The organism is Flavobacterium sinopsychrotolerans, from assembly GCF_900110375.1.
Lineage (GTDB): Bacteria > Bacteroidota > Bacteroidia > Flavobacteriales > Flavobacteriaceae > Flavobacterium > Flavobacterium sinopsychrotolerans.
The window spans coordinates 569868-592551 of the sequence record NZ_FODN01000001.1; the positions used below are offsets into that span (position 1 = coordinate 569868).

23 protein-coding genes and 1 pseudogene are annotated in these 22684 nt (G+C 33.8%); 9 read left to right on the forward strand and 15 right to left on the reverse strand.

Annotated features, from left to right (window positions below):
- Window positions 1-2: 2 nt before the first annotated feature.
- Both BMX64_RS15760 and BMX64_RS02550 read right to left on the reverse strand, forming a co-directional pair.
- Window positions 3-719 carry a phosphoglycerol geranylgeranyltransferase gene (locus BMX64_RS15760; RefSeq protein WP_091165932.1) on the reverse strand — a complete coding sequence of 239 codons (717 nt, stop codon included), beginning with the start codon at window positions 717-719 and terminating at the stop codon, window positions 3-5.
- 27 nt (window positions 720-746) lie between these two features.
- Window positions 747-1376, reverse strand: a complete 630-nt coding sequence (locus BMX64_RS02550) for a 4'-phosphopantetheinyl transferase family protein (protein ID WP_091165935.1) — start codon at window positions 1374-1376, stop codon at window positions 747-749.
- Window positions 1377-1627: 251 nt separating this feature from the next.
- Here BMX64_RS02550 and ahcY point away from each other — a divergent pair, with 251 nt between their 5' ends.
- Both ahcY and BMX64_RS02560 read left to right on the forward strand, forming a co-directional pair.
- Window positions 1628-2944, forward strand: a complete 1317-nt coding sequence (gene ahcY, locus BMX64_RS02555) for an adenosylhomocysteinase (protein ID WP_091165938.1) — start codon at window positions 1628-1630, stop codon at window positions 2942-2944.
- Between the two features lie 267 nt (window positions 2945-3211).
- Window positions 3212-3454, forward strand: a complete 243-nt coding sequence (locus BMX64_RS02560) for a hypothetical protein (RefSeq protein ID WP_091165942.1) — start codon at window positions 3212-3214, stop codon at window positions 3452-3454.
- Window positions 3455-4088: 634 nt separating this feature from the next.
- Here the strand turns inward: BMX64_RS02560 and rpmA are convergent.
- The gene (gene rpmA / locus BMX64_RS02565) at window positions 4089-4355 is read right to left on the reverse strand and encodes a 50S ribosomal protein L27 (protein WP_086453627.1); all 267 of its coding nucleotides are present in this window, start codon (window positions 4353-4355) and stop codon (window positions 4089-4091) included.
- Window positions 4356-4378: 23 nt separating this feature from the next.
- Complete coding sequence (rplU, locus tag BMX64_RS02570; RefSeq protein WP_091165945.1) at window positions 4379-4801, reverse strand: 50S ribosomal protein L21; 423 nt, start codon at window positions 4799-4801, stop codon at window positions 4379-4381.
- A gap of 238 nt (window positions 4802-5039) precedes the next feature.
- Here rplU and BMX64_RS02575 point away from each other — a divergent pair, with 238 nt between their 5' ends.
- Window positions 5040-6365, forward strand: a complete 1326-nt coding sequence (locus tag BMX64_RS02575) for a M16 family metallopeptidase (protein WP_091165949.1) — start codon at window positions 5040-5042, stop codon at window positions 6363-6365.
- Window positions 6366-6376: 11 nt separating this feature from the next.
- Window positions 6377-8425 carry an insulinase family protein gene (locus tag BMX64_RS02580; RefSeq protein WP_244273206.1) on the forward strand — a complete coding sequence of 683 codons (2049 nt, stop codon included), beginning with the start codon at window positions 6377-6379 and terminating at the stop codon, window positions 8423-8425.
- A gap of 70 nt (window positions 8426-8495) precedes the next feature.
- Here BMX64_RS02580 and BMX64_RS02585 read toward each other — a convergent pair whose 3' ends face one another.
- Window positions 8496-9362, reverse strand: coding sequence for a DMT family transporter (locus BMX64_RS02585; protein WP_091165955.1), 867 nt, complete (start codon window positions 9360-9362; stop codon window positions 8496-8498).
- A gap of 109 nt (window positions 9363-9471) precedes the next feature.
- Between BMX64_RS02585 and BMX64_RS02590 the strand changes: the two genes are divergently transcribed.
- Window positions 9472-9849, forward strand: a complete 378-nt coding sequence (locus tag BMX64_RS02590; RefSeq protein ID WP_091165957.1) for a heavy-metal-associated domain-containing protein — start codon at window positions 9472-9474, stop codon at window positions 9847-9849.
- Between the two features lie 162 nt (window positions 9850-10011).
- Here the strand turns inward: BMX64_RS02590 and gldD (BMX64_RS02595) are convergent.
- From gldD (BMX64_RS02595) to BMX64_RS02615, 5 genes and pseudogenes are all read right to left on the reverse strand, one after another.
- Window positions 10012-10278, reverse strand: a pseudogene (gene gldD / locus BMX64_RS02595) (gliding motility lipoprotein GldD); the annotation flags it as partial.
- Window positions 10279-10332: 54 nt separating this feature from the next.
- A complete protein-coding gene (locus BMX64_RS02600) occupies window positions 10333-11025 on the reverse strand; it encodes a hypothetical protein (RefSeq protein ID WP_091165960.1) in 693 nt (230 codons plus the stop codon).
- 11 nt (window positions 11026-11036) lie between these two features.
- A complete protein-coding gene (locus tag BMX64_RS02605) occupies window positions 11037-11288 on the reverse strand; it encodes a hypothetical protein (protein WP_143056047.1) in 252 nt (83 codons plus the stop codon).
- The gene (locus BMX64_RS02610) at window positions 11254-11979 is read right to left on the reverse strand and encodes a hypothetical protein (protein ID WP_091165966.1); all 726 of its coding nucleotides are present in this window, start codon (window positions 11977-11979) and stop codon (window positions 11254-11256) included. The genes BMX64_RS02605 and BMX64_RS02610 overlap by 35 nt, the downstream gene beginning before the upstream one ends.
- Window positions 11979-14033 carry an AHH domain-containing protein gene (locus BMX64_RS02615; protein ID WP_167543015.1) on the reverse strand — a complete coding sequence of 685 codons (2055 nt, stop codon included), beginning with the start codon at window positions 14031-14033 and terminating at the stop codon, window positions 11979-11981. The genes BMX64_RS02610 and BMX64_RS02615 overlap by 1 nt, the downstream gene beginning before the upstream one ends.
- Before the next feature lie 107 nt (window positions 14034-14140).
- Between BMX64_RS02615 and BMX64_RS02620 the strand changes: the two genes are divergently transcribed.
- Complete coding sequence (locus tag BMX64_RS02620) at window positions 14141-14383, forward strand: helix-turn-helix domain-containing protein (protein WP_091166022.1); 243 nt, start codon at window positions 14141-14143, stop codon at window positions 14381-14383.
- A gap of 23 nt (window positions 14384-14406) precedes the next feature.
- On the opposite strand, the gene gldD (BMX64_RS02625) is transcribed toward BMX64_RS02620, so the two are convergent.
- The 4 genes from gldD (BMX64_RS02625) to mutY all read right to left on the reverse strand — a co-directional run bounded on the left by gldD (BMX64_RS02625) (window position 14407) and on the right by mutY (window position 17901).
- On the reverse strand, window positions 14407-14970 hold the full coding sequence (gene gldD / locus BMX64_RS02625; protein WP_091166025.1) for a gliding motility lipoprotein GldD: 564 nt from the start codon (window positions 14968-14970) through the stop codon (window positions 14407-14409).
- An 89-nt stretch (window positions 14971-15059) separates the two neighbouring features.
- The gene (locus BMX64_RS02630) at window positions 15060-16355 is read right to left on the reverse strand and encodes a gliding motility-associated protein GldE (RefSeq protein ID WP_091166027.1); all 1296 of its coding nucleotides are present in this window, start codon (window positions 16353-16355) and stop codon (window positions 15060-15062) included.
- Between the two features lie 23 nt (window positions 16356-16378).
- The gene (locus tag BMX64_RS02635; protein WP_091166030.1) at window positions 16379-16819 is read right to left on the reverse strand and encodes a single-stranded DNA-binding protein; all 441 of its coding nucleotides are present in this window, start codon (window positions 16817-16819) and stop codon (window positions 16379-16381) included.
- 44 nt (window positions 16820-16863) lie between these two features.
- Complete coding sequence (mutY, locus tag BMX64_RS02640) at window positions 16864-17901, reverse strand: A/G-specific adenine glycosylase (protein WP_091166033.1); 1038 nt, start codon at window positions 17899-17901, stop codon at window positions 16864-16866.
- Between the two features lie 132 nt (window positions 17902-18033).
- Here mutY and BMX64_RS02645 point away from each other — a divergent pair, with 132 nt between their 5' ends.
- Window positions 18034-18324 carry an HU family DNA-binding protein gene (locus BMX64_RS02645; RefSeq protein ID WP_066080765.1) on the forward strand — a complete coding sequence of 97 codons (291 nt, stop codon included), beginning with the start codon at window positions 18034-18036 and terminating at the stop codon, window positions 18322-18324.
- A gap of 324 nt (window positions 18325-18648) precedes the next feature.
- Window positions 18649-20193 carry an Rne/Rng family ribonuclease gene (locus BMX64_RS02650; RefSeq protein ID WP_091166530.1) on the forward strand — a complete coding sequence of 515 codons (1545 nt, stop codon included), beginning with the start codon at window positions 18649-18651 and terminating at the stop codon, window positions 20191-20193.
- A 145-nt stretch (window positions 20194-20338) separates the two neighbouring features.
- Here BMX64_RS02650 and BMX64_RS02655 read toward each other — a convergent pair whose 3' ends face one another.
- Window positions 20339-20782 carry a nucleoside deaminase gene (locus BMX64_RS02655; RefSeq protein ID WP_091166036.1) on the reverse strand — a complete coding sequence of 148 codons (444 nt, stop codon included), beginning with the start codon at window positions 20780-20782 and terminating at the stop codon, window positions 20339-20341.
- A gap of 93 nt (window positions 20783-20875) precedes the next feature.
- Here BMX64_RS02655 and BMX64_RS02660 point away from each other — a divergent pair, with 93 nt between their 5' ends.
- Window positions 20876-22657 carry a 1-deoxy-D-xylulose-5-phosphate synthase gene (locus BMX64_RS02660; RefSeq protein WP_091166037.1) on the forward strand — a complete coding sequence of 594 codons (1782 nt, stop codon included), beginning with the start codon at window positions 20876-20878 and terminating at the stop codon, window positions 22655-22657.
- Window positions 22658-22684: the final 27 nt, after the last annotated feature.

Below are 22684 nucleotides of genomic sequence, written 5' to 3' on the forward strand. Positions count from 1 at the left end.
CACTATACGTTAAAAAAGTTATTATTGTTTTCAAAAGCCGTTCCTATAATTACTAAATCGGCCCCGGAATCATAAGCGTTTTGAATTCCCTGCAAATCTACAATTCCGCCACCAACAAGTAACGGAATTTCAATATTTTGAGCAACTAATGCAATCATTTCCAGCGGAACGGCTTGTTTTGCTCCACTTCCCGCTTCCAGATAAATCAACTTATTGCCTAACATTTCGCCAGCTTGTGCTGTTGCCAATGCTAAATCCAGATTATTTCTATCTAAAGGCTTTGTCTTACTAACGCGTTCCACGGCGGTTTCATTTCCACTTTCAATCAAAATATATCCTGTTGAAATGACTTCGAGTTTGGTTTTCTTTAAAATGGGAGCTGCTTTTACCTGATGTTCAATCAGAAAATCCGGATTGCGACCAGATATTAACGACAAAAACAGAATAGCATCAGCTTTGTCTGAAATCTGGGATGGATTTCCGGGAAAAAGAACAATAGGTAAATCACAGTTTTGCTTGATTTTTACAATTAATTCATCTAGAATATTTGTTGTAACATGGCTTCCGCCGATGAAAATATGGCTTGCCGGCGATTGATGTATTTTTGAAATTAGTATTGCTACAGTGTTCAAATCAATTTTATCTGGATCAAGAAGAATAGCTAATAATTTTTGGTTATTCCTTTTGGCTTGTATTATTTGACTGTATAGGTTCTCCATAAGTTCTAGCGCAAATTGCAGTTTGTTTTAATTTTCAAAGGCATAAACTAAAGTAAATTCTTCTATTTCTTCAAAATGGATTTTGAAATCTTTCACTAAATTATCAAAATGAAGTTCAGCGGTCGTTTGTTCACTTTCTAAATCAAAATCGCAGACTCTTATATGGTTTTTGAAACTAATTCCTTTTTCATTTCTAATTTTGAAAATAGCTTCTTTAACACCCCAAATAACCGTCAGCTTTTTGATGTATTCGTCGCTATCCAGATCCAAAAACTGAAATTCCGAATCACAGAATTTATCTGCAATTCGGGTGATTTTGTCTCTTTGCAATTCGATATCGATTCCTACGGTTTCGTCACTGATAATAATCGCGGAAAACTCATGGGAATGCGTTATCGAAATGTGTTTTTCTCCATGAAGATGCGGTTTACCAAATTCATCATAATACAAATCTAAATCCGTATGCCCCGCTTCCTGCAATAATTTGCGAACGCTAAGAAAAGCGCGTTGATGCATTTCAGACTTCATTCCGTCGAGCCGGAGCCGATTGCTGTCGTTTAAGACGACTTGTTCTAATAATTCCCCGTAGGATTCGGTTACTTTCCAAACGAGAATTTGAGTTCTAGAATTAATATGTATCGTTTTGTAAAGTGGCATCGTGTTCTGGTTTCGTTTTTTAGCCCCGGTAGCAGTGGCATCCTTTTTTCACGCTTTTTTGCGTGTAAAAAGATATAGCGAATAACGGGAAATAGCTCCTGAAACTGAAACAAGTTCAGCTTCAAGAAATTATTTAGTTAATGTTCAAAAGATTAGCGAATTAAACAATTCATAATTCTTTTAGAAAACAGTTAAATTCTAAAGTTATTACGTAAATTTGCAAAAAATTTACAATTACAAATATACTATAAATGAGTACTACAACTATGCCTTTTGTGGCTTTCAAAGTAAAAGACATTTCTCTAGCGGCTTGGGGAAGAAAAGAAATTGAATTAGCTGAAGCTGAAATGCCAGGTTTAATGGCGCTTCGTGCGGAATATAAAAACGAACAACCACTAGCTGGTGCTCGTATTGCAGGATGTTTGCACATGACAATCCAGACTGCGGTTTTGATTGAAACTTTAATTGCTCTTGGAGCTGAAGTGACTTGGAGTTCTTGTAACATTTTCTCTACTCAAGATCAGGCTGCTGCTGCGATTGCTGCTGCAGGAATTCAAGTTTATGCTTGGAAAGGTTTGAACGAAGAAGATTTTGACTGGTGTATTGAGCAAACTTTATTCTTTGGTGAAGACAGAAAACCATTGAACATGATTCTTGATGACGGTGGAGATTTGACTAATATGGTTATTGACCGTTACCCGGAATTAGTTTCTGGAATCAAAGGATTATCTGAAGAAACTACAACAGGAGTTCACAGATTATACGAAAGAGTAAAAGCAGGAACATTGCCAATGCCTGCTATCAATGTAAATGACTCGGTTACTAAATCGAAATTTGATAACAAATACGGTTGTAAAGAATCTGCAGTTGATGCGGTTCGTCGTGCGACTGATATTATGCTTGCTGCAAAAAGAGTAATCGTTTGTGGTTACGGTGACGTAGGTAAAGGAACTGCTGCTTCTTTTAGAGGTGCTGGTTCTATTGTTACGGTTACTGAAATTGACCCAATTTGTGCGCTTCAAGCTGCAATGGACGGTTTTGAAGTAAAAAAATTAGATACAGTTATTGCTACTGCTGATATTATTATTACTACTACTGGAAATAAAGATATCGTTTTGGGCTCTCATTTCGAAAAAATGAAAGACAAAACTATCGTTTGTAACATCGGGCATTTTGATAACGAAATTGATATGGCTTGGTTAAATACAAACCACGGTGCATCAAAAATCGAAATCAAACCACAAGTTGACAAATATACTATTGCTGGAAATGATATTATCGTATTGGCTGAAGGTCGTTTGGTAAACCTTGGTTGTGCTACAGGTCACCCAAGTTTTGTAATGAGTAACTCATTTACAAACCAAACTTTAGCTCAAATCGAATTGTGGAAAAACAGCGCGGCATACAACAATGACGTATACATGTTACCAAAACATTTAGATGAGAAAGTAGCAATGTTGCACTTAGCTAAATTAGGTGTTGAATTAGAGACTTTACGTACTGATCAGGCTGATTATATTGGCGTTCCAGTTGAAGGTCCATTCAAACCAGAATATTACAGATACTAGTCTGAAATTAGATTTTTAGATCATTGGATTTTTAGAACCCTTGCAGTCCCGAAGTTTCGGGAGCAAGGGTTTTTTGTTTTTGGGCGTGACCCTTCGCAAAAACTTCGGGTCGGGCTATGCGCTTTATCTTTTATTACGCTGCGCTTCATAAAAGGATACCGCTGCTATCCCTCACGCAAACAATCACAAGAAATCTTAAAATTAATCAGATATTTTATATACTTTTAAAAAATATAAGTATATTTTTTTAAAACCAAAAATCAAATTATGAGAATATGCCTAATTGTAATGATTATAACAATTTTACCTTTTTTTGTAAGTGCGCAAAATTTTAATCCTCCTAAGATTAAACCTCCAAATGTTGTCCATCCAATTCGATTAGAACAAAGACCAAAGGTTCCGGATATAACACTAACCATGAAGCCGCTTTATCGCAGTAGCATGGAAAATGCAAAAGCAAAGTTAGCACGGGAAGAGCAAAAACTAATAAAACAAGCAAAAAAAACATAGAAAAAAGAAGATGACTTAAAGACCAAACAAGAAAAATTAAAAAATTTTGAAAATATACCAAAAAATAGCATTGATCCCAAATTTCAGAAAAATATTGAAAGATATAAAAAGCAAATAGCTAAATTTCAAGATGCTCTGGATAAAGAAAAAATTAAACTAAAGTCAAAGTCAAAAAGAATAGAAGACTTTGAATTAGCAATAGAAGAAGCTAAATTTAAAAGATTTGGAGAATAACAAACTCCTATTTAAGCTCTAAGCAAAGACAAACAGACTCACTCTTTAAAGAGTTTTAAAACAAGAGCACTTAGCAATCAAGTAACTAAGTGTCTTTTGTTGAATCTAAAATTTTAAAAAGCAACCGCAATATATCTCCTTGTCCTAAAGAGCAAATTCACAATCTACCCATAAACATATATCTCAAAAAAAACCATTCTCAATAGAGGCAAATTGCACATACAAGTTGTAATATAAAAAATTCGAACATGGGATCGCAAAACAATAAATCTCTACAAACTTAAGTCTTAAGCGTTACGCTACAGAAGAGCTAAAATCAAGTTTCATAAAATAGTAAAAACAAAAAAACCCGTTTCGTTATTCAAACGAGACGGGTTTTTTAATAAATTGAGAAAATCAATTATGCTTCAACTTCGAATGGAAGTATAGAAACGTATGATTTGTTATCTCTTTTCTTTTGGAAGAAAACAACTCCATCTACTCTTGCGTGTAGTGTGTGATCTTTACTAATGTAAACGTTTGCACCTGGATTATGTTTTGAACCTCTTTGTCTTACGATGATGTTCCCAGCAATAGCAGCTTGACCACCAAATATCTTAACGCCTAAACGTTTTGATTCTGATTCTCTACCATTCTTAGAACTACCGACACCTTTCTTGTGAGCCATGACGTATTAGTTTTATTTTGTTATTATTCTTTTGTGTCTTCTTTTTTAGCTTTAGCTACCTTTTTCTTTGGAGCTTCAACTTCTTCTGTAGTTGCTTCAGCTACTGCTTTTTTAGGAGCCGCTTTTTTAGCACCAACACCAGTAATACCTTCAATTACAATTTGAGTAAGATATTGTCTGTGACCGTTTCTCTTTTTGTATCCTTTTCTTCTTTTCTTTTTGAAAACGATAACTTTATCTCCTTTTAAGTGTTGTAACACTTTAGCTTCTACTGAAGCACCTTCTATAGCTGGGGCGCCTAAAGTGATAGTTCCGTTATCATCTAATAAAAGAACTTTGTCAAAAGAAACTTTTGAACCTTCTTCATTAGTCAAACGGTTAACATAAACCTTTAAGTCTTTGCTTACTTTGAATTGTTGCCCTGCTATCTCTACGATTGCATACATACTGAATTGTTTTAATAATTTTTAAGGTTGCAAATATACAATTAAATATTTACCTCGCAATTTGTTGAAGAAAAAAAAATATTTTTTACGTCAGAATTCCTTATTTGTTAGGCTTTTGAACCAAATTTACGAAAGAACACGATGAACTAGTATTAAATTTCCCACACCGAAGTGCTTTTGATGTAACAAAAATATAAAAGCACTACTAACAATACATATTAACAAAATTATTAACCTTATGAAAAATTCATTAATGGCTTTAGGTGCTTTGTTTATGCTAGGAGGAGTCGCTTCTGCGCAGAAAGTAGCTTTTGAGGAATACAAATTAGATAATGGCTTGCATGTGATTTTGCACAACGATCCATCTGCTCCTACTGTTATTACATCAGTAATGTACCATGTGGGCGCCAAGGACGAAAATCCAGAGAGAACTGGTTTTGCTCACTTTTTTGAACATTTACTATTTGAAGGAACCGAAAATATCAAACGCGGTGAGTGGTTTAAGATTGTAACTGGAAACGGTGGTGTAAATAATGCGAACACTACTGATGACAGAACCTATTATTACGAAGTTTTCCCTTCTAACAACTTAGAATTAGGTTTATGGATGGAAGCAGAAAGAATGTTACACCCAGTAATCAATCAAATTGGTGTTGACACTCAAAACGAAGTGGTGAAGGAAGAAAAAAGACTTCGTGTTGACAACCAACCTTACGGAAACTTTTTAGCGGAAGTGAAAAAGAATATTTTTACAAAACACCCGTATCGTTGGGCAACTATTGGTTCTATGAGCCACTTAGACGCTGCTACATTAGAAGAGTTCCAAGCTTTCAACAAGAAATTTTACATTCCGAATAATGCTGTTTTGATTGTTGCCGGTGATTTCAAAAATGAACAAGCTAAAGAATGGATCCAAAAATATTTTGGACCTATCAAAAAAGGAGCTGCTATCCAAAGAGAGACATTTGTTGAAGAACCAATAACTCAAACCATAAAAGCTAAATTTGAAGATGCAAATATCCAAATCCCTGCAATTGTAGCAGCGTACAGAACTCCGTCTATGAAAACCAGAGACGCAAGAGTTTTGGATATGATTTCTTCTATTTTAAGTGATGGAAAAAGCTCAAGATTATATAAGAAAATAGTAGATGACAAAAAAATGGCCTTACAAATTGGTGCATTTAGCAATAGTCAAGAAGATTATGGAAGCTATATCATTTATGGTTTGCCTCAAGCTCCAAACACTGCAGAGAATATTCTTGCCGAAATTGACTTGGAGATTGTAAAACTACAAACAGAATTGATTTCTGAAAAAGATTTACAAAAATTACAAAACAAATTCGAAAACCAATACGTAAACAGCAACTCTACCATTGACGGTATCGCTGACAACTTGGCTTCCTATCATTTGTTATACGGTGATGTTAACTTAATCAACACCGAAATCGAAATCTACCATTCTATCACTCGTGAGGAAATCAGAGATATTGCCAAGAAATATTTAAATCCAAACCAAAGATTAGTTTTGGATTATGTTCCATCTAAAGACAAAGCTCAAAACTAAGATATATCATTATGAAAAAATCAATATTAATTTTATCAAGCTTGTTCTTAACAGTAATCATGCAAGGACAAATCATCCCTCAGCCAAAACCCGGAGTTGCTCCAACAATAAAAATCGGAAAACCAGTAACCTTTGAATTAAAAAATGGTTTGAAAGTTATGGTCGTTGAAAACCATAAATTACCAAGAGTTTCATTCAGCCTTACTTTAGACAATGATCCGTATACTGAAGGCGACAAAAAAGGAGTTGCTGACATGACCAGTACTTTAATTGGAAGCGGTACAACTAAAATTTCAAAAACAGCTTTCAATGAAGAAGTTGATTTTCTGGGAGCCAACATCAATTTTAGTTCGAACGGTGCATCAGCAAGTGCGTTATCTAAATATTCTGGAAGAGTTTTAGAATTAATGGCTGACGGTGCATTAAACCCAAACTTTACACAAGAGGAATTTGACAAAGAAAAAACAAAACTTATCGAAGGCTTAAAAGCGAATGAAAAAAGCGTTTCAGCGGTAGCAGCAAGAGTTGTAGATGTTTTGACTTTTGGAAAAAACCACCCTTCAGGTGAATATTTAAGTGAAGCTACATTGAAAAATGTAACTCTTGCCGATGTAAAAGCAAACTACAATACTTATTTTGTTCCAAGTAACGCCTACCTAATTATTGTTGGTGATGTAAAATTCAACGAAACAAAAAAAATGGTAGAGAAATTTTTTGGTTCATGGAAAAAAGCAACTGCTCCATCGACAACTTATAATGATCCAAAAGACGTTCAGTATTCACAAATCAACTTCATTGACATGCCTAATGCAGTTCAATCAGAAGTTGCAGTTATAAACATTTCGAACCTTAAAATGACTGATCCTGATTACTTTGCTGTCTTGGTTGCCAATCAAATCCTAGGAGGCGATTTCAATAGCTATATCAACATGAACTTAAGAGAAGCTCACGGATGGACGTACGGCGCTAGAACTAGTATTTCTGGTGACAAACGCGTTTCTACTTTCAATGCTTCTACACAAGTTCGTAATGCCGTAACCGATAGCACAGTTGTTGAAATTTTCAAAGAATTCAAAAAAATCAGAACAGAGAAAGTGACTTACGAAATGTTAGCTAGTGTAAAAGCAGGTTACATTGGACGTTTTGTAATGCAAATTGAAAAACCACAAACGGTAGCTGGATACGCTTTGAGAATTCAAACACAAAGCTTACCGGCAGATTTCTATGAAAACTACATCAAAAATATCAGTGCTGTAACTGCAGAAGATGTTTTAAGAGTTTCTAATAAATATTTCTTAGCAGACAACAGCCGAATTGTAATTGTAGGAAAAGCAGCTGATGTAGCCCCTAGTTTAGAAAAATTGAAAATTCCGGTTTCTTACTTTGATAAATACGGAAACCCAACAGCAAAACCTGAACTAAAAAAACTAGTTCCAGCGGGAGTTACTGCCAAAAGCGTTATCGATAATTACATCAAAGCAATTGGTGGAGAAAAAGCAGCATTAGCAGTAAAAACAATTGCAATGACCGGAACTACAACAATTCCACAAGCACCTTCTCCATTAAATTTTACTTCTAAAATTGATGCCAAAGGAAAACTTATGGTTGAATTAGCCATGGGAACTATGAGCTTGATGAAACAAGTAGTAAATGAAAAAGAAGCTTATGTAATGCAGCAAGGGCAACGTCAGAACATCGAAGGAACGATGCTAACAGACATGAGAGCAGCTGCAACACCATTTGAAGAATTATCTCTTTCTAAAAAACAAGGTTTAACACTAGAAACTATTGAGTCCATTAATGGAAAAGACGCTTATGCCGTTAAAAACGGAAAAACTACTTTATATTACGATGTAACTTCAGGTTTGAAATTAGCTGATTCTAAAGTTATGGAACAAGGTGGCAAAAGCGTTACACAAACTACTAATTATGGAGATTACAAAGAAGTAAAAGGAGTTAAGGTTCCTTTTAACATCATCCAAAATGTAGGTTTTGAATTGGACATAAAAATGTCTGATGTAAAAATCAACGAAGGTGTTTCAGATGCTGATTTTCAATAATCAAATCTTGAATAAATAATCGAAGGCTGTCTTTTTAGGCAGCCTTTGTTATTTAGCACTATTAACAAACCTATTTCTTAGCTGATAAATACACACCAATTAAAACAATAAAAGCGCCAAAAAACTGAACCGGCGTCAGCATTTCATTGTCTAATAATCCCCAACAAAAAGCAACTACAGGAATCAAATACGTTACCGAAGTAGCAAAAACCGGCGAAGACATTTGGATTAATTTAAAGAACAGAATATTGGCAATTCCAGTTCCTACAACTCCAAGAATCATGATAAACAAAATAGACTCTTGTACTTTTACATCATGCATTACTTCAAAGAAACCTGAAAAAAACAAGATGATAAATGCTGGAAAAAACAACACCAAAAAATTCCCGGTGGTAATGCTCAACGGACTCAAATCATGCAAATATTTTTTGATTAAATTAACATTGACCGCATAACATATTGAAGCTATTAAAACCAAAATAGCATAGTAATAGTTTTGTTCCGGATGATGAATCGCACCATTCAAAATCAATAAAGCACTTCCTATTAAACCAATAAGAATCCCAAAAATCTGATTTCTTTTGAATTGCAATCCAAAAACCAAAGCACCTAAAATCAATGTATTCAAAGGAGTCAGAGAATTCAAAATAGAACTCACAGAACTATCAATTTCAGTTTGAGCAATTGCAAACAAATAAGCGGGAATAAATGTTCCAAACAGAGAAGTTAAGGCAATATATTTCCATTTATGTAACGGGATTTTGGACAAACTTTTAAACCCTATCAACAATAAAAAAACAGCTGCAAAAATAATTCGCAACGATCCCAATTGCAAAGCGGTCAAACCGATTAGTCCTTTTTTTATTAGTATAAATGAACTTCCCCAAATCAAGGCAAGAACCATCAAGTATACCCATTTTAACTGCTTTGATCCCATAAAAATAATTTTGCCCCAAAATTGTAATTATTTTATGAATTAGTCCTTCTTTTTTTAATTAAATTTGTGAAATACAAACATGCTTTTAATCTTTTAAATTTTCAACATAATGAATTTCAAAAAATCAATCGTAACGCTAGTACTTACCAGTGTTTTATTTGTAGGCTGTAAAGAAAAAGAAACGGAAATTGTTGCAAAAGAAACTGCAACTACAGCTGCTCCAAAAGTTAAAAAAGAAATTGCTGCTGCTAATCTTCAAACCGCGAGTTTCTCGGTAGAAGGAATGACATGTGCTGTAGGCTGCGCCAAAACTATTCAAGAAGATTTGACCGTACTAGATGGTGTTCAGAAAGCAACGGTAGATTTTGAAACAAAATTAGCCACTGTAACTTTTGACAAAACGGTTCAAACACCAGGAAAATTGACTAAAGTTGTCGAAGCGGCCGCTGATGGTAAAACCTACAAAGTTTCGGATAAGAAGTCGTAATTCAGACTTTTAAATAGCATAAAATAGCATTCTCTCAACGGGAATGCTATTTTTTTTTGAACCATATAAGACATTGAAGGTCATTAAAGAAAGCTCGAAATTTAGTACTTACGGGCTTATTTGTACTTTAATGACTTATATGTTAAAAAAAAACACTTGTTATTACTTCCATTTTAGGGTTTCCATCAGTCGCTGCATGTCATTTTTAATGTAGCTTGCCGCTGGCATAATGGAGTCATAATTGGGTTTAGCATAGAAATAAACGGAACCCGTTACAAAATGCCTGGTACTATCAGTAGCGTAAAACTGTGAATTCGTTGCCGCATTTCCTTCTACCTGATAAAACATTCCATAAACTTTTTGGTCGGAATTCAAATACGGCTGTTCTAATATATCATCTGCTTTTATCACGTGTTCAAAAGTCAATTTTAGCTTATATTAAATTCTTTCTTTTTAAATTATTACTCACTAATTAGGCAGTAATTAATCATATGTACCATCATAATAATAAATATCTTTTACCCATTTCCCTTCAATTTTTTTCATGAGAACCGTAAATCGCTCTATCGTATTAAAACCGAACTGGCTATTTCCAGAGTTAAAAAATATTAAAGCATATTTTTTATTGATTATTAAAGGTTTTGAAACATATATTACTAGTTTTTCAGGTAAGTTTATATAAGATCCAGATTTTATGATATTTATAAATGTTTTAGAATTCATTATGGAAATTTTATAGTTTTTAACGTCTGATTCTTTCCAGTTATAGACTTCATCCTTATTGTATTTGTTTTTTAAACTATCAATTTTTAAACTATCAATTACCCACCCATCTTCATTATCTAATGAATTCGGATTTATTAATAATCTTGAACTTACTGAAGACTTTCTTTCTTTGTAAGCATAATCATAAGCATTTAAGGCTACTAAAGGATTAATAGATTCTTTAATTAAAAGAATTTCATTTTTTCTTGTGTTATTATACCGATCCGACTCTAATTGTAATCGTAGTAAAGTGTTTACAATTATACTTTCTTCAATTGTTAAAGAATCAACAATTTTGATTGCTGAAATAGTTTTAGACACTTTATAATCTGTAAGTATATTATTTGGTGTTTTTTTTGTATTACAAGAAAATAAATAGAAAATTATAAATGAATATATTGAATATTTCATAATTAAAATGTTTATTTACAAGGTTTTCCAATTGAAGCTTCTTTTTTTATTTCTAAGGAAACTTTATCAAGAACTTTTTCAAAAGATTTTTTATACAATAAAGTGTCTGTAATTATTTCTTTTTTTATAAAAACAATTGTTCCATTTTTTGGAACAATTGTTTCATTTTGTGAATAAAGTAAATTATTACTAATAAGAATTAATATTAGTAGCTTGGAATTTTTAAAATTATGCTTTTCCATATACTTTTTCTCTTTCGCCACCTGGCATTAACCATTCGCTTATTGATAATTCGAGAGGTTGAAATTCGACGCCAGAAATTTCGTTTTTTACTAATTCATTTTTTAATCTTTCCGAAACTATACCTTTATGCGCAGCCTCTGCATATCTCAAAGAAAAAAAATCTAAATCCATATTTTCGTTAAAAAAGATATTTTTGAACGAAATCATTTTTGGGTAGCGTATACTGCTTACAAATAGATTAAATTCATCAATGTTTTCAAAACCAATTGTGTTACTAATTATGTTTCTATTTTTATCTCTGTCTTTTAATGTAAAATTTGTCTTTTTAAAATCTACAAATTGAAATGGAAAATCGTATATATTAGTTTGCCAATAGTTATTAAATTTTTTATCATGTTGAATAATGTATGTTTTGAATAACTGAAGACCATAACAATTAAATTGATCTAATATTTGTTTAAACTTGTCACTTATTAAATACCCAAAATTAAAGCCCACATCGCCATAAACATCAATAAAATCAGTTTGTTTTGCAACAGAATGTAAAACAACGTTTGATAAAATGGGTTGAACTTTTATTTTTTCATAAATAAAATTGTCAATAAAGTTAGTTTCTTCATTCACATTACAATGATGTATAAATCCCTTTACTTGTGGATATTTACCTAATAATTTTTCATTTAAACATGTTTGTATTGCAAAATATTTCATTACTGTAAAATTATGTTATTTATTAAGGTATTGGGGTTATTCGCAATCCAAGTTCTAACATCTTGAATTAAATCAGTTAGAAAATCATAGCATTCATTTGGTGTAGCATTTGAAGCATCAAATTGATCAAATTTCGTTTGTATTACTAGATCATAATTTGCATGACTTCCATTATGCACCGCTTTACTTAAAGGGATACCATTTAAAGCCTCATTCATATGAAAAGCACTTCCCGATTTTGAAGCTTTTTGCACAATAGATTTTGTTTGTTTATTTAATGGAATAATGTGATGTGCTTGATTAAGATTTCCAACAGCTAATCCAAGTACTTTTCTTAGTTGTGCTCTGCAAGTACTGTTAGAACCAAAATATATTGTTCCATCTACCAAAACTTTCCATGTTAGTTTTACTTTTGTTCCTATAGTCGCAACTGTCTTTATTTTTACAGCATACTTAACACCTACAGCTGCCCATCCATAAACTGGAACAGCACTTGCAAAGCTAAAGGCTGCATTTACCTTGTCGTCTTCTATAGTGTATAGAGTGCCATTCGCTAAATCGGCTACTTCGCCAATAACGGGAATTAGTCCAAAAGCATCGAGTGTCATGTGCCTTAAATCCCATAAAACGCTGTAATAAATTTGAACTTCGTTCCAATTTGGATGAAGATATTTTTTCACTGCTCGTTGTATTAAATATTCTTGTGCAATTTGCGCAGCTAATAAAGGATCAATTAAAATTTGATTTTGCGCATCTTGGCTGAAATAACTAATATTATCTTGAAAAAATGATTCGGTTAAATTATCTTGGAAAATATTTGTTGCACTTACAGCTTTAAAAAACAATGAGGTAGTTTTGGAATCACTATTTACCGGATTTTCGAAACAATAATTAATCACTTTCATAGCAAATACCTTAGCTTCAGCATCATAGTTGTTTTCTTTAACAAATTTACAAATTTGTTCCTTGACTTCTATATTTTCAAAACTACTAAGCCACTCCGACTGTTCAAAGGAAAGTTCTAACAGAATAGCAATACCTTCGACGCTATCGCTGTTGCAAGAGCAATCAAAATAATCTTTTTTTATGGCATCACTTGCGTTTTTCATATCGATTTTACTGAATTTACAATCACAATTAGGTGCGTCGTCAGCGGTTGCCATTGTCAAAAAAGAATCAGGAAGAGGAATGCTAAAATCAAATTCTATAGACTCACTATTGCTTTTCTGACTCTTTTTATCAGAATTACTACAATCACACGCAGGGACAAAGAACGAATTTTCCTTACTTATGTCTGATGTTTTTCTAGTGGATCCACCTGCGCAATGGCACTTTGTTGCTCTAAAAATATTGTTGAAAAAATTACCGATACTATTAGTAATATTTGTGATAGTCGTCCAAATTCCGCTAAAAACACCATTGTTATTAGAAAAGGAAGAGTTTGAAGTAGGTGTAGAAAAGGTAGATGAATCTCCTGTTGAAGTATTGGTAATTGTTGTGTATATTGAAGTTGGTGCGAATGACCCTGATCCTGAACTAGATCCTGAGCTGTCTGAAGAATAGCTAGTAGCAAAGCTGACAAGATTTAGGTCACCACAAATTCCGGAATTACTGTCTACATTTAATGCAAAAACCTCATATAAAAATTCGTCACAATTGACTTCTCCTATTGTTTTAGAGAAAGTTCCTTTTTTGAGTTTGCTTTTGATTTTTATGTTCTTTTTAATAGGCAGAGCATAGGTTATAATTCCTCCATCTACTTTGATCACTGATGCTTTAGATTCAAAATAGGATTCCAGTATAGCTAGCTTTGATTGCTTGTTGTTCGACGAAACATTAAGAACTTTAAACAATTGATTTGTAAACGCATCAGGAAGTTGGCTATTTGGGATTAATTTTGCATCGGCATTAAAAAAGCCATTTAATTTTTCAAATTGCGATTGATTATTTTCAATTTCGGGCTCTTTAACTTCGAAATTTTTTTCGCAACTAGACAGCAACAATCCTAAACCAGCTGTAATTAAAAAAATAGTTTTTTTCAAAATTCGTTTCATAAACTGTTGGTTAAAGTTAGTAATATTCTTTAAAATATATAAAAAAATCTGTACTATAGCATATAATGCCATATTCTTTATAATATGCTTTAACGAATTTCGTTACTGTGAGAAAAGCAGTAAATGAAATTTTCATAAAAGAAGTTGGCAAGTACTTAAGGAAAATTAGGCTAAGTAAAAAAATGTCCATGCAAACGCTTGCCTACACTATAAACGTTGAATATTCACAGATAAGCAGAATAGAATTGGGAAAAATTAATGCTTCAATAAGTACAGTTTATGATATAGCAGAAGCACTTGAAGTTCCCTTACAATTGCTTTTTGATTTTGAGATAGAGCAAAATAAATAAATAGTTATTCTACTTTTGAAATCCTATTTCCACTTCAACGTCTCCATCAGTCGTTGCATGTCATTTTTGATATAACTCGCCGCGGGCATAATAGAATCATAATTAGGTTTTGCATAGAAATAAACAGAACCCGTTACAAAATGCGTGGTACTATCAGTGGCATAAAACTGCGAATTTGTAGCGGCATTTCCTTCTACCTGATAAAACATTCCATAAACTTTTTGGTCGGAATTCAAATACGGCTGTTCTAATATATCATCTGCTTTTATCACGTGTTCAAAAGTTAATTTTTGCGCATCACGCAATAATTTGTTGACATTTTCCGATACTGGTTTATACGTGAGATAAATTGTCGCTTTCATTTTAGGGTATGTAATCGTGAAACCACAATTCTTGTCTTTTTTAATTACAGCGTCTGAATTCATTTCGAAAGTAAAAGGACACTCATTTTCAAAATTCACATATTTGGCTTCTGGATAATCCAACCGCAAATGGCTTGATGGCTTTGGCAAGACATCATCTTTGCAACTAAAACTCACCAATGAGACTCCGATTATTGTACAAAAAGCGATTAATTTTTTTAACATCTTTATTCTAAATTTATTTAATCTTTTATTTTTCAAAAGAAACACATTCCACAATGATTCCAATTACTTCAAAGGTTTAGGTGGACGATTTATTCAATTGTCACTTTTATTTGTTTAACTCGTTTTTTATCAACTGCTTCTACCGTAAACAGACAGTTTTCAAATGTTATTTTCTGATCTTTTTTAGGAAAATTACCTAGAATTTCCAAAATAAATCCAGCTAGCGTTTCAGCTTCTCCTTTTTTGATTTCAAACAACTCTTCATCAACATCAATAATTCGATAAAAATCCTTAAGGTTTATTTTCCCTTCAAAAAGGTAATTTTTATCGTCAATTTGGGAAAAATTAATATGTTCATCATCAAATTCATCGCTGATATCCCCAACAATTTCTTCAATGACGTCTTCAAGGGAAACCAATCCTGATGTTCCGCCATATTCATCAACAACAATAGCCAAATGACTTTTCATGCTTTGAAAATCTTTTAACAGATTATCCAATTTTTTATTTTCAGGAACAAAGAAAGGCTCTCGCAACAACGATTTCCAATCAAATTCATTTGTATTAATATGCGGTAACAAATCTTTAACAAACAAAACGCCTTCTATCTGGTCTATATTGTCTCGATACACCGGAATTCTGGAATATCCTTTTTCTATAATTTTGGGACAAATAACGGAAAAAGATTCCTCTATTTCTAAAGCAAAAATGTCAATTCGGGGACTCATCACTTGTCTCGTATCCGTATTTCCAAAGCTTACAATTCCTTCTAAAATTTTTTGCTCTTCGGTAGATGTCTCATCCGAAGCCGTAAGTTCTAAAGCTTGTGATAATTGATTGACAGAGAAATTTGTTTTTTGTTTTCCTAATTTGTTATGCAAATAAATCGTGGCAGCCCGCATGGGTAAACTTACTGGAGATAACATTTTATCCAGAAAAGCAATTGGGTAGGCTATCAATTTGGCGAATTTTACGTTATTTCTGCTGGCATACACTTTGGGCAGAACCTCTCCAAATAACAAAATCAAAAATGTCACTACCAATACTTCCAGAATGAATTTTAAAAGTGTTGATGTTATCGCAGCAAACATACTTTTTCCAACAAATGAAAATAATATTACGATAGCTATGTTAATAAAGTTATTTGCTACCAAAAGTGTAGCCAAGAGTTTTTTGGGTTTTTCTAAAAGTTTCGAAATTATTTTCCCTTTAGAATTATGCTCTTGTACCGTTTCCTCGACATCTTTTTGTGACAACGAAAACAAGGCTACTTCAGCACCTGAAATTAAAGCGGAACAAAACAGCAAAACGACTATTCCTGTTATGCCAACTGCTACATTAGCATCTACAGCGTAAGTAACAAATAAACTGGGCTCTGGGTCCAAATTAGTTAAGATTAATTAAACAATCAAAATGGCAAGTCATTAATAGGCAAGACATTATTTTCTGGGTCAAAATTAGTGTTTTTCACAACATCAGCTGCAGGAATTTGTTTGTTACTTTCACTGTCTTTTTTTGTGGAAAGAAAAGTGAATTCAGTTACCTGAATTTCGGAGGTATGCTTTGTACTTCCATCCTCTGACTGCCATTGACGGGATTTAATGCGCCCTTCTACGTAAATTTTATCTCCTTTAGAAAGGTATTTTTCACAAAGTTCCGCCGCTTTATTGCGTACTACCAAATTATGCCACTCCGTAGAAGTGATTTTTTCATTGGTAGTTTTGTTGATGTATACTTCGTTTGTTGCCAACTGAAATCTTCCGATACAGTTGCCTCCGTCAAAATAATGCATTTTGATATCATCGCCAAGAAAACCAATTAGCATAACCTTATTTAATGTTCCGTTCATTTTAGAATGTGGTATTTTATCAAAGATACATTTTTTTAGAAACTCTATAAATCCTTTTCAATAAAATTATGAATCACAATTGGAAACGGAAAAGTTCTCAATATTTCCCTATCAATTCCATTTTCAATTGTTCCTTCAATTTTCACTTTCCAAAACTTGATGTGTAAATGTTGGTGAGACAATTTATGAATGATACTCTTTTCGTTGTATTCCAACATACTTTCGACAGTATTATCTTTGAAATAATTCCCTTGAACAGCTTCGCTAACACAATCAAAATCTTCTTCTTTTTCGGTTTCCATCAAAGGGAATTCATATAAGTTGTGCCAAATCCCTTTGTCTGTTCGTTTCTGGATAATTGTATTTCCCGCTTCGTCTTCAAGAACCAAATAATTAAAGTATCGGTTCCTAACTTTTAGTTTTTTGGATTTTACGGGCAACTGATCGACTTTGTTTTTTTGCAAAGCAGCGCAACTTTCGTTAAAAACACAAATACTACAATTCGGACTTTTAGGAACGCATTGCAACGCACCAAATTCCATAATGGCTTGATTGAAGGTCGCAGGATTATCCTTTGGCATCAGTTCGAAAGCCAAAGCAGTGAATTCTTTTTTGGCGGAAGCCTGAGCAATATCTGTATCCATATCGAAATAACGGGACAAAACCCGAAACACATTCCCATCAACAACGGGAACAGCTTCATTATAGGAGAAAGAAGCAATAGCCGCCGCGGTATATTCCCCTACTCCTTTTAATTTTAATAAGTCATTATAATTGTCTGGAAATACTCCCGATAATTCCTGTGCTATATGTTGGGCTGTTTTATGTAGGTTTCGGGCTCTGGAATAATATCCTAATCCCTGCCAGAGTTTCAAAACTTGTTCCTCATTGGCTTTCGCCAAATCAAAAACAGTAGGAAAAGCGGTTGTAAAAGACATAAAATAAGGCATTCCTTGTGCAACACGCGTCTGTTGCAACATGATTTCAGAGAGCCAAATAGGGTATGGATTGGTAGTATTTCGCCATGGTAAATCGCGTTTATTTTGTAAATACCATTTTATCAGCAGGTTAGAAAAATTCATCTTTAAATATTAGACTACAAAAGTAAAAGTTTATGTAATTAAATTTTAATCAATTAGCTTGAATAATTGTATTTTAAATTCATATCTTTGCAACCTCAAAAAAATAGTACAACATTATAAATAGGAAAGAAAATGACGAAAGCAGATATCGTAGCAAAAATTTCAGAGAAATTAGGTCTTGAAAAAGGAGATGTACAGGCGACTGTAGAGACTTTTATGAATGAAGTAAAAAATTCATTGGAAACTGGAGACAATGTTTATTTAAGAGGTTTTGGAAGTTTTATAGTGAAAACTAGAGCTGAGAAAACAGGAAGAAATATTTCTAAAAATACGACAATAAAAATTCCTGCACACAATATTCCTGCATTCAAACCTGCAAAAGTTTTTGTAGAAGGAGTAAAAACAAATAACGAAGCAAAATAATAATATTAATTAATCATAAAATCGACAAGATATGCCAAGTGGTAAAAAAAGAAAGAGACATAAGGTAGCAACTCACAAACGTAAAAAAAGAGCGAGAGCTAACCGTCACAAAAAGAAAAAGTAGTTTTAAACTACTTTTTTCTTTTTAAACGTTCATTGAAATTGAGATTTAAGATTGTAGATTACCGATTTAAGATTGCAGATTTGAAAAATTTAAAATCAAGAATCAAAATTCACAAATCTAAAATCTCCCCGGGTTCAATACCTGTTAAAATATTGTTTAATCCATTTGTTCGCCTTGGCGAATAGATAAAAATGTACAGCGTGAATAAAGAATTAATCATCCGATCTAGTTCTGAAGCCGTAGATTTTGCCTTATTAAAAGATGGAAAACTAATTGAATTGCACAAAGAAGAAGAAAAAAGCAACTTCCAGGTTGGTGATATTTTTATTGCCAAAATCAGGAAACCAGTTGCCGGATTGAATGCTGCTTTTGTAAATGTAGGCTTCGAAAAAGATGCTTTTTTACATTATCACGATTTAGGTCCTAACTTATCTTCCCAACTGAAATTCATAAAACTTGTAAGCGCAGGTAAATTAAAAGATTTCTCCCTAAAAACCTTTCAGTTTGAAAAAGAAATAGACAAAGATGGCACCATTACTGATGTTTTGAGTTCCAATCAATCTGTTTTAGTACAAGTCGTCAAAGAACCTATATCTACAAAAGGTCCAAGAATTAGCGCTGAGCTTTCTCTTGCCGGAAGATTTATAGTTTTGGTTCCGTTTTCTGACCGCGTTTCTATTTCACAAAAAATAGAAGACAAAAAAGAAAAAGAACGCTTGAAACGATTAGTACAATCCATCAAACCAAAAGGATTTGGTGTTATTGTTCGCACAGTAGCCGAAGGCAAAAATACAGCCGAATTAGAAAAAGATTTGCAGAACCTGCTCAGCAGATGGACTGCAATGTGTAAAAAATTACCGACCGCTCATCATCCGTCTAAAGTATTAGGAGAACTCAACAGAGCTTCTTCAATATTAAGAGATGTATTTAATGATACCTTTAGTGGTATTCAAATTGATGATGAAGAGTTGTACAACCAAACAAAGGATTATTTGCAAGAAATTGCACCATCCAAACAATCAATCGTTAAGTTTTATCAATCAAAAGACACACCTATTTTTGAGAAATACAACATAGAGAGACAAATCAAAACTTCTTTTGGAAAAACAGTATCCATGAGTAAAGGGGCGTATCTTATTATCGAACACACTGAAGCTTTGCACGTCATTGACGTGAACAGCGGAAACCGTTCTAATAAAGCCACCAACCAGGAAGATACAGCCATGGAAGTCAATATGATTGCAGCTGCCGAAATCGCAAGACAATTACGTCTTCGTGATATGGGCGGAATCATCGTAGTTGATTTTATCGATATGTCAAATCCTGAAAATCGTAAAGTGTTGTTCGATTTCTTGAAAGAAGAAATGAGCGATGATAAAGCAAAACACAAGATCTTACCTCCGAGTAAATTTGGATTAGTTCAAATTACAAGACAAAGAGTAAGACCTGAAGTAAATATTAAAACTAGAGAAGAAGATCCAAACAATGAAAGTGGCGAAATTGAAGCGCCAATCCAAATCATTGATAAAATCGCTTTTGATCTGGAAAGAGTATTAAAAAACCACAAAGATGTTGTGCTTAATGTACATCCTTTTGTGGCAGCATACCTTACCAAAGGTTTTCCATCATTACGTTCAAAATGGTTTCTTGAACATAAAAAATGGGTGAAAATTATACCTCGTGATGCTTACACGTATTTAGAATATCATTTCTACGACAAAAAAGAAAATGCTGTCATAGAATAAATTACAAACTTCTCAAGAAATTGGGGAGTTTTTTTTTGCCATTTTTTTAGTAGCTATTTCCAGCTATTCGCTATATCTTTTCCTGGCTAAAGAAGCCAGAAAAAGGATGCCGCTACTATCTGGGCTAGTGCATACGTTTATACCATCACTTCCTTCTCTCCACAAAAAACCGCTTCATCAAGTCCGAAGCTTCATTCGCCAGAATTCCAGAAACAACAGTAGTCTTAGGATGCAATTGCGTACCCATTTTTACAAAACCACGATGTTCATCAGTGGCTCCATACACAATTTTCGAAATCTGACTCCAATACAAAGCTCCCGCACACATCTGGCAAGGCTCCAGTGTAACGTAAAGCGTGCAACCAATCAAATATTTCCCGCCAAGATAATTCGCAGCAGCAGTAATGGATTGCATTTCGGCGTGGGCCGTAACGTCATGGAGTAATTCAGTTAAGTTATGACTTCTGGCAATGACTTTATTATCAATGACAATTAGGGCGCCAACAGGGATTTCGCCTTTTTCAAAAGCGATTTCAGCTTCCTGCAAAGCCTTTTTCATAAAATATTCGTCGGTGAAAGGATTTATCATAATATAGACCGCAAATTCGCAAATTTAAATTCTTTGTGAAACAACTTTTTTTATCGACTGCAAAAATACAATTTCAAATCGTACCTTTGCTTTATGTCAGATAATTTACTTTCAAACATCAATATCCCAGCCGATTTACGACTGCTTGACGAAGCCCAACTTCCTCAAGTTGCTCAGGAATTGCGCAATTTCATTATCGATATTGTGGCTGTAAAAGAAGGCCATCTCGGTGCAAGTCTTGGAGTTGTAGAATTGACCATTGCGTTGCATTATGTTTTTGACACACCAAACGATTTATTGATTTGGGACGTAGGACATCAAGCCTACGGACATAAAATACTCACCGGCCGAAGAGAAAATTTTCATACCAATCGTCAACTCGGTGGTATTTCCGGTTTCCCAAAAAGAAGTGAGAGTATATACGATGCTTTTGGCGTAGGCCACTCCTCCACTTCTATTTCGGCAGCGTTAGGAATGGCAATTGCTTCTAATTTGAAAGGTGACTTCAACAAACAGCACATTGCGGTGATTGGCGATGCCTCCATAGCCTCAGGAATGGCTTTTGAAGGATTAAATCACGCTGGAGTTACTGATGCTAATTTACTGGTGATCCTCAATGATAACGCTATCGGGATTGATCCAAGCGTGGGTGCTTTGAAACAATACCTAACTGCTGTAAAAGAAGGGAAAAATCCGAGGCAAAATAACATGATTAAATCATTGAATTTTGATTATTCGGGGCCTATTGACGGCCATGATATTTTTGCCGTCATCAAAGAATTAAAACGCTTACAAAAAATAAAAGGACCAAAATTTCTTCATATCATTACCACAAAAGGGAAAGGTCTTCAGCAAGCCGAGGACGATCAGGTGAAATACCATGCTCCCGGAAAATTTGACGCTTTAACAGGAGAAATTCACATTAAATCAGAAGAAAATCTACCTCCAAAATATCAGGATGTTTTTGGCTTCACCGTGTTGGATTTGGCTAAAAGCAACGAAAAAATCATAGGAATCACACCTGCAATGCCATCGGGAAGTTCGTTAAAATTCATGATGGATGCCTTTCCAAAACGTGCTTTTGACGTGGGAATTGCCGAACAGCATGCGGTGACTTTAGCCGCCGGAATGGCGACACAAGGAATGATCGTTTATTGCAATATTTACTCGACATTTTTACAAAGAGCATACGACCAGATAATACATGATGTAGCTTTGCAAAATCTTCCGGTGATTTTTTGTTTGGACAGGGCTGGTTTAGTGGGAGAAGACGGCGCAACACATCACGGTGTTTTCGATTTGGCTTATTTGCGTTGCATTCCTAAAATGATTATTCATGCCCCAATGAATGAAATAGCGTTGCAAAATATTTTATATACCGCACAATTAGGATTAAATCATCCTATAGCAATTCGTTATCCACGTGGTCGCGGCGTTATTGCAGATTGGCAAACGCAACATCTGGGGAAGTATGAAAAAACAGCAATTGGAGAAAGTGTTTGCCTCAAAGAAGGTTCGAAAGTAGCCGTTTTATCCAATGGAACTATTGGCAATACTGTTTCTTTGGCTATAAGCAAAATAAAACATCCAGAAAATATTGCCCATTATGATTTTTCGTTTGTTAAACCATTAGACAAAAAGGCATTAAAAGATATATTTAACACTTTTAAAACCATCATTACAATTGAAGGCGGAACTGTAAAAGGCGGGTTTGGAAGTGCAATTCTCGAGTTTGCCTCAGAGAACAATTATGCGTCAAAAATTACTGTTTTGGGTATTCCAGATGAGTTCATTGAACATGGAACTGTAGCCGAATTACAACAATACTGCAAAATTGACGTTAAAAGTCTTGAAATACTTTTTTCAAGTTATTAAAATAATTATTTTGCAACACCAAACACA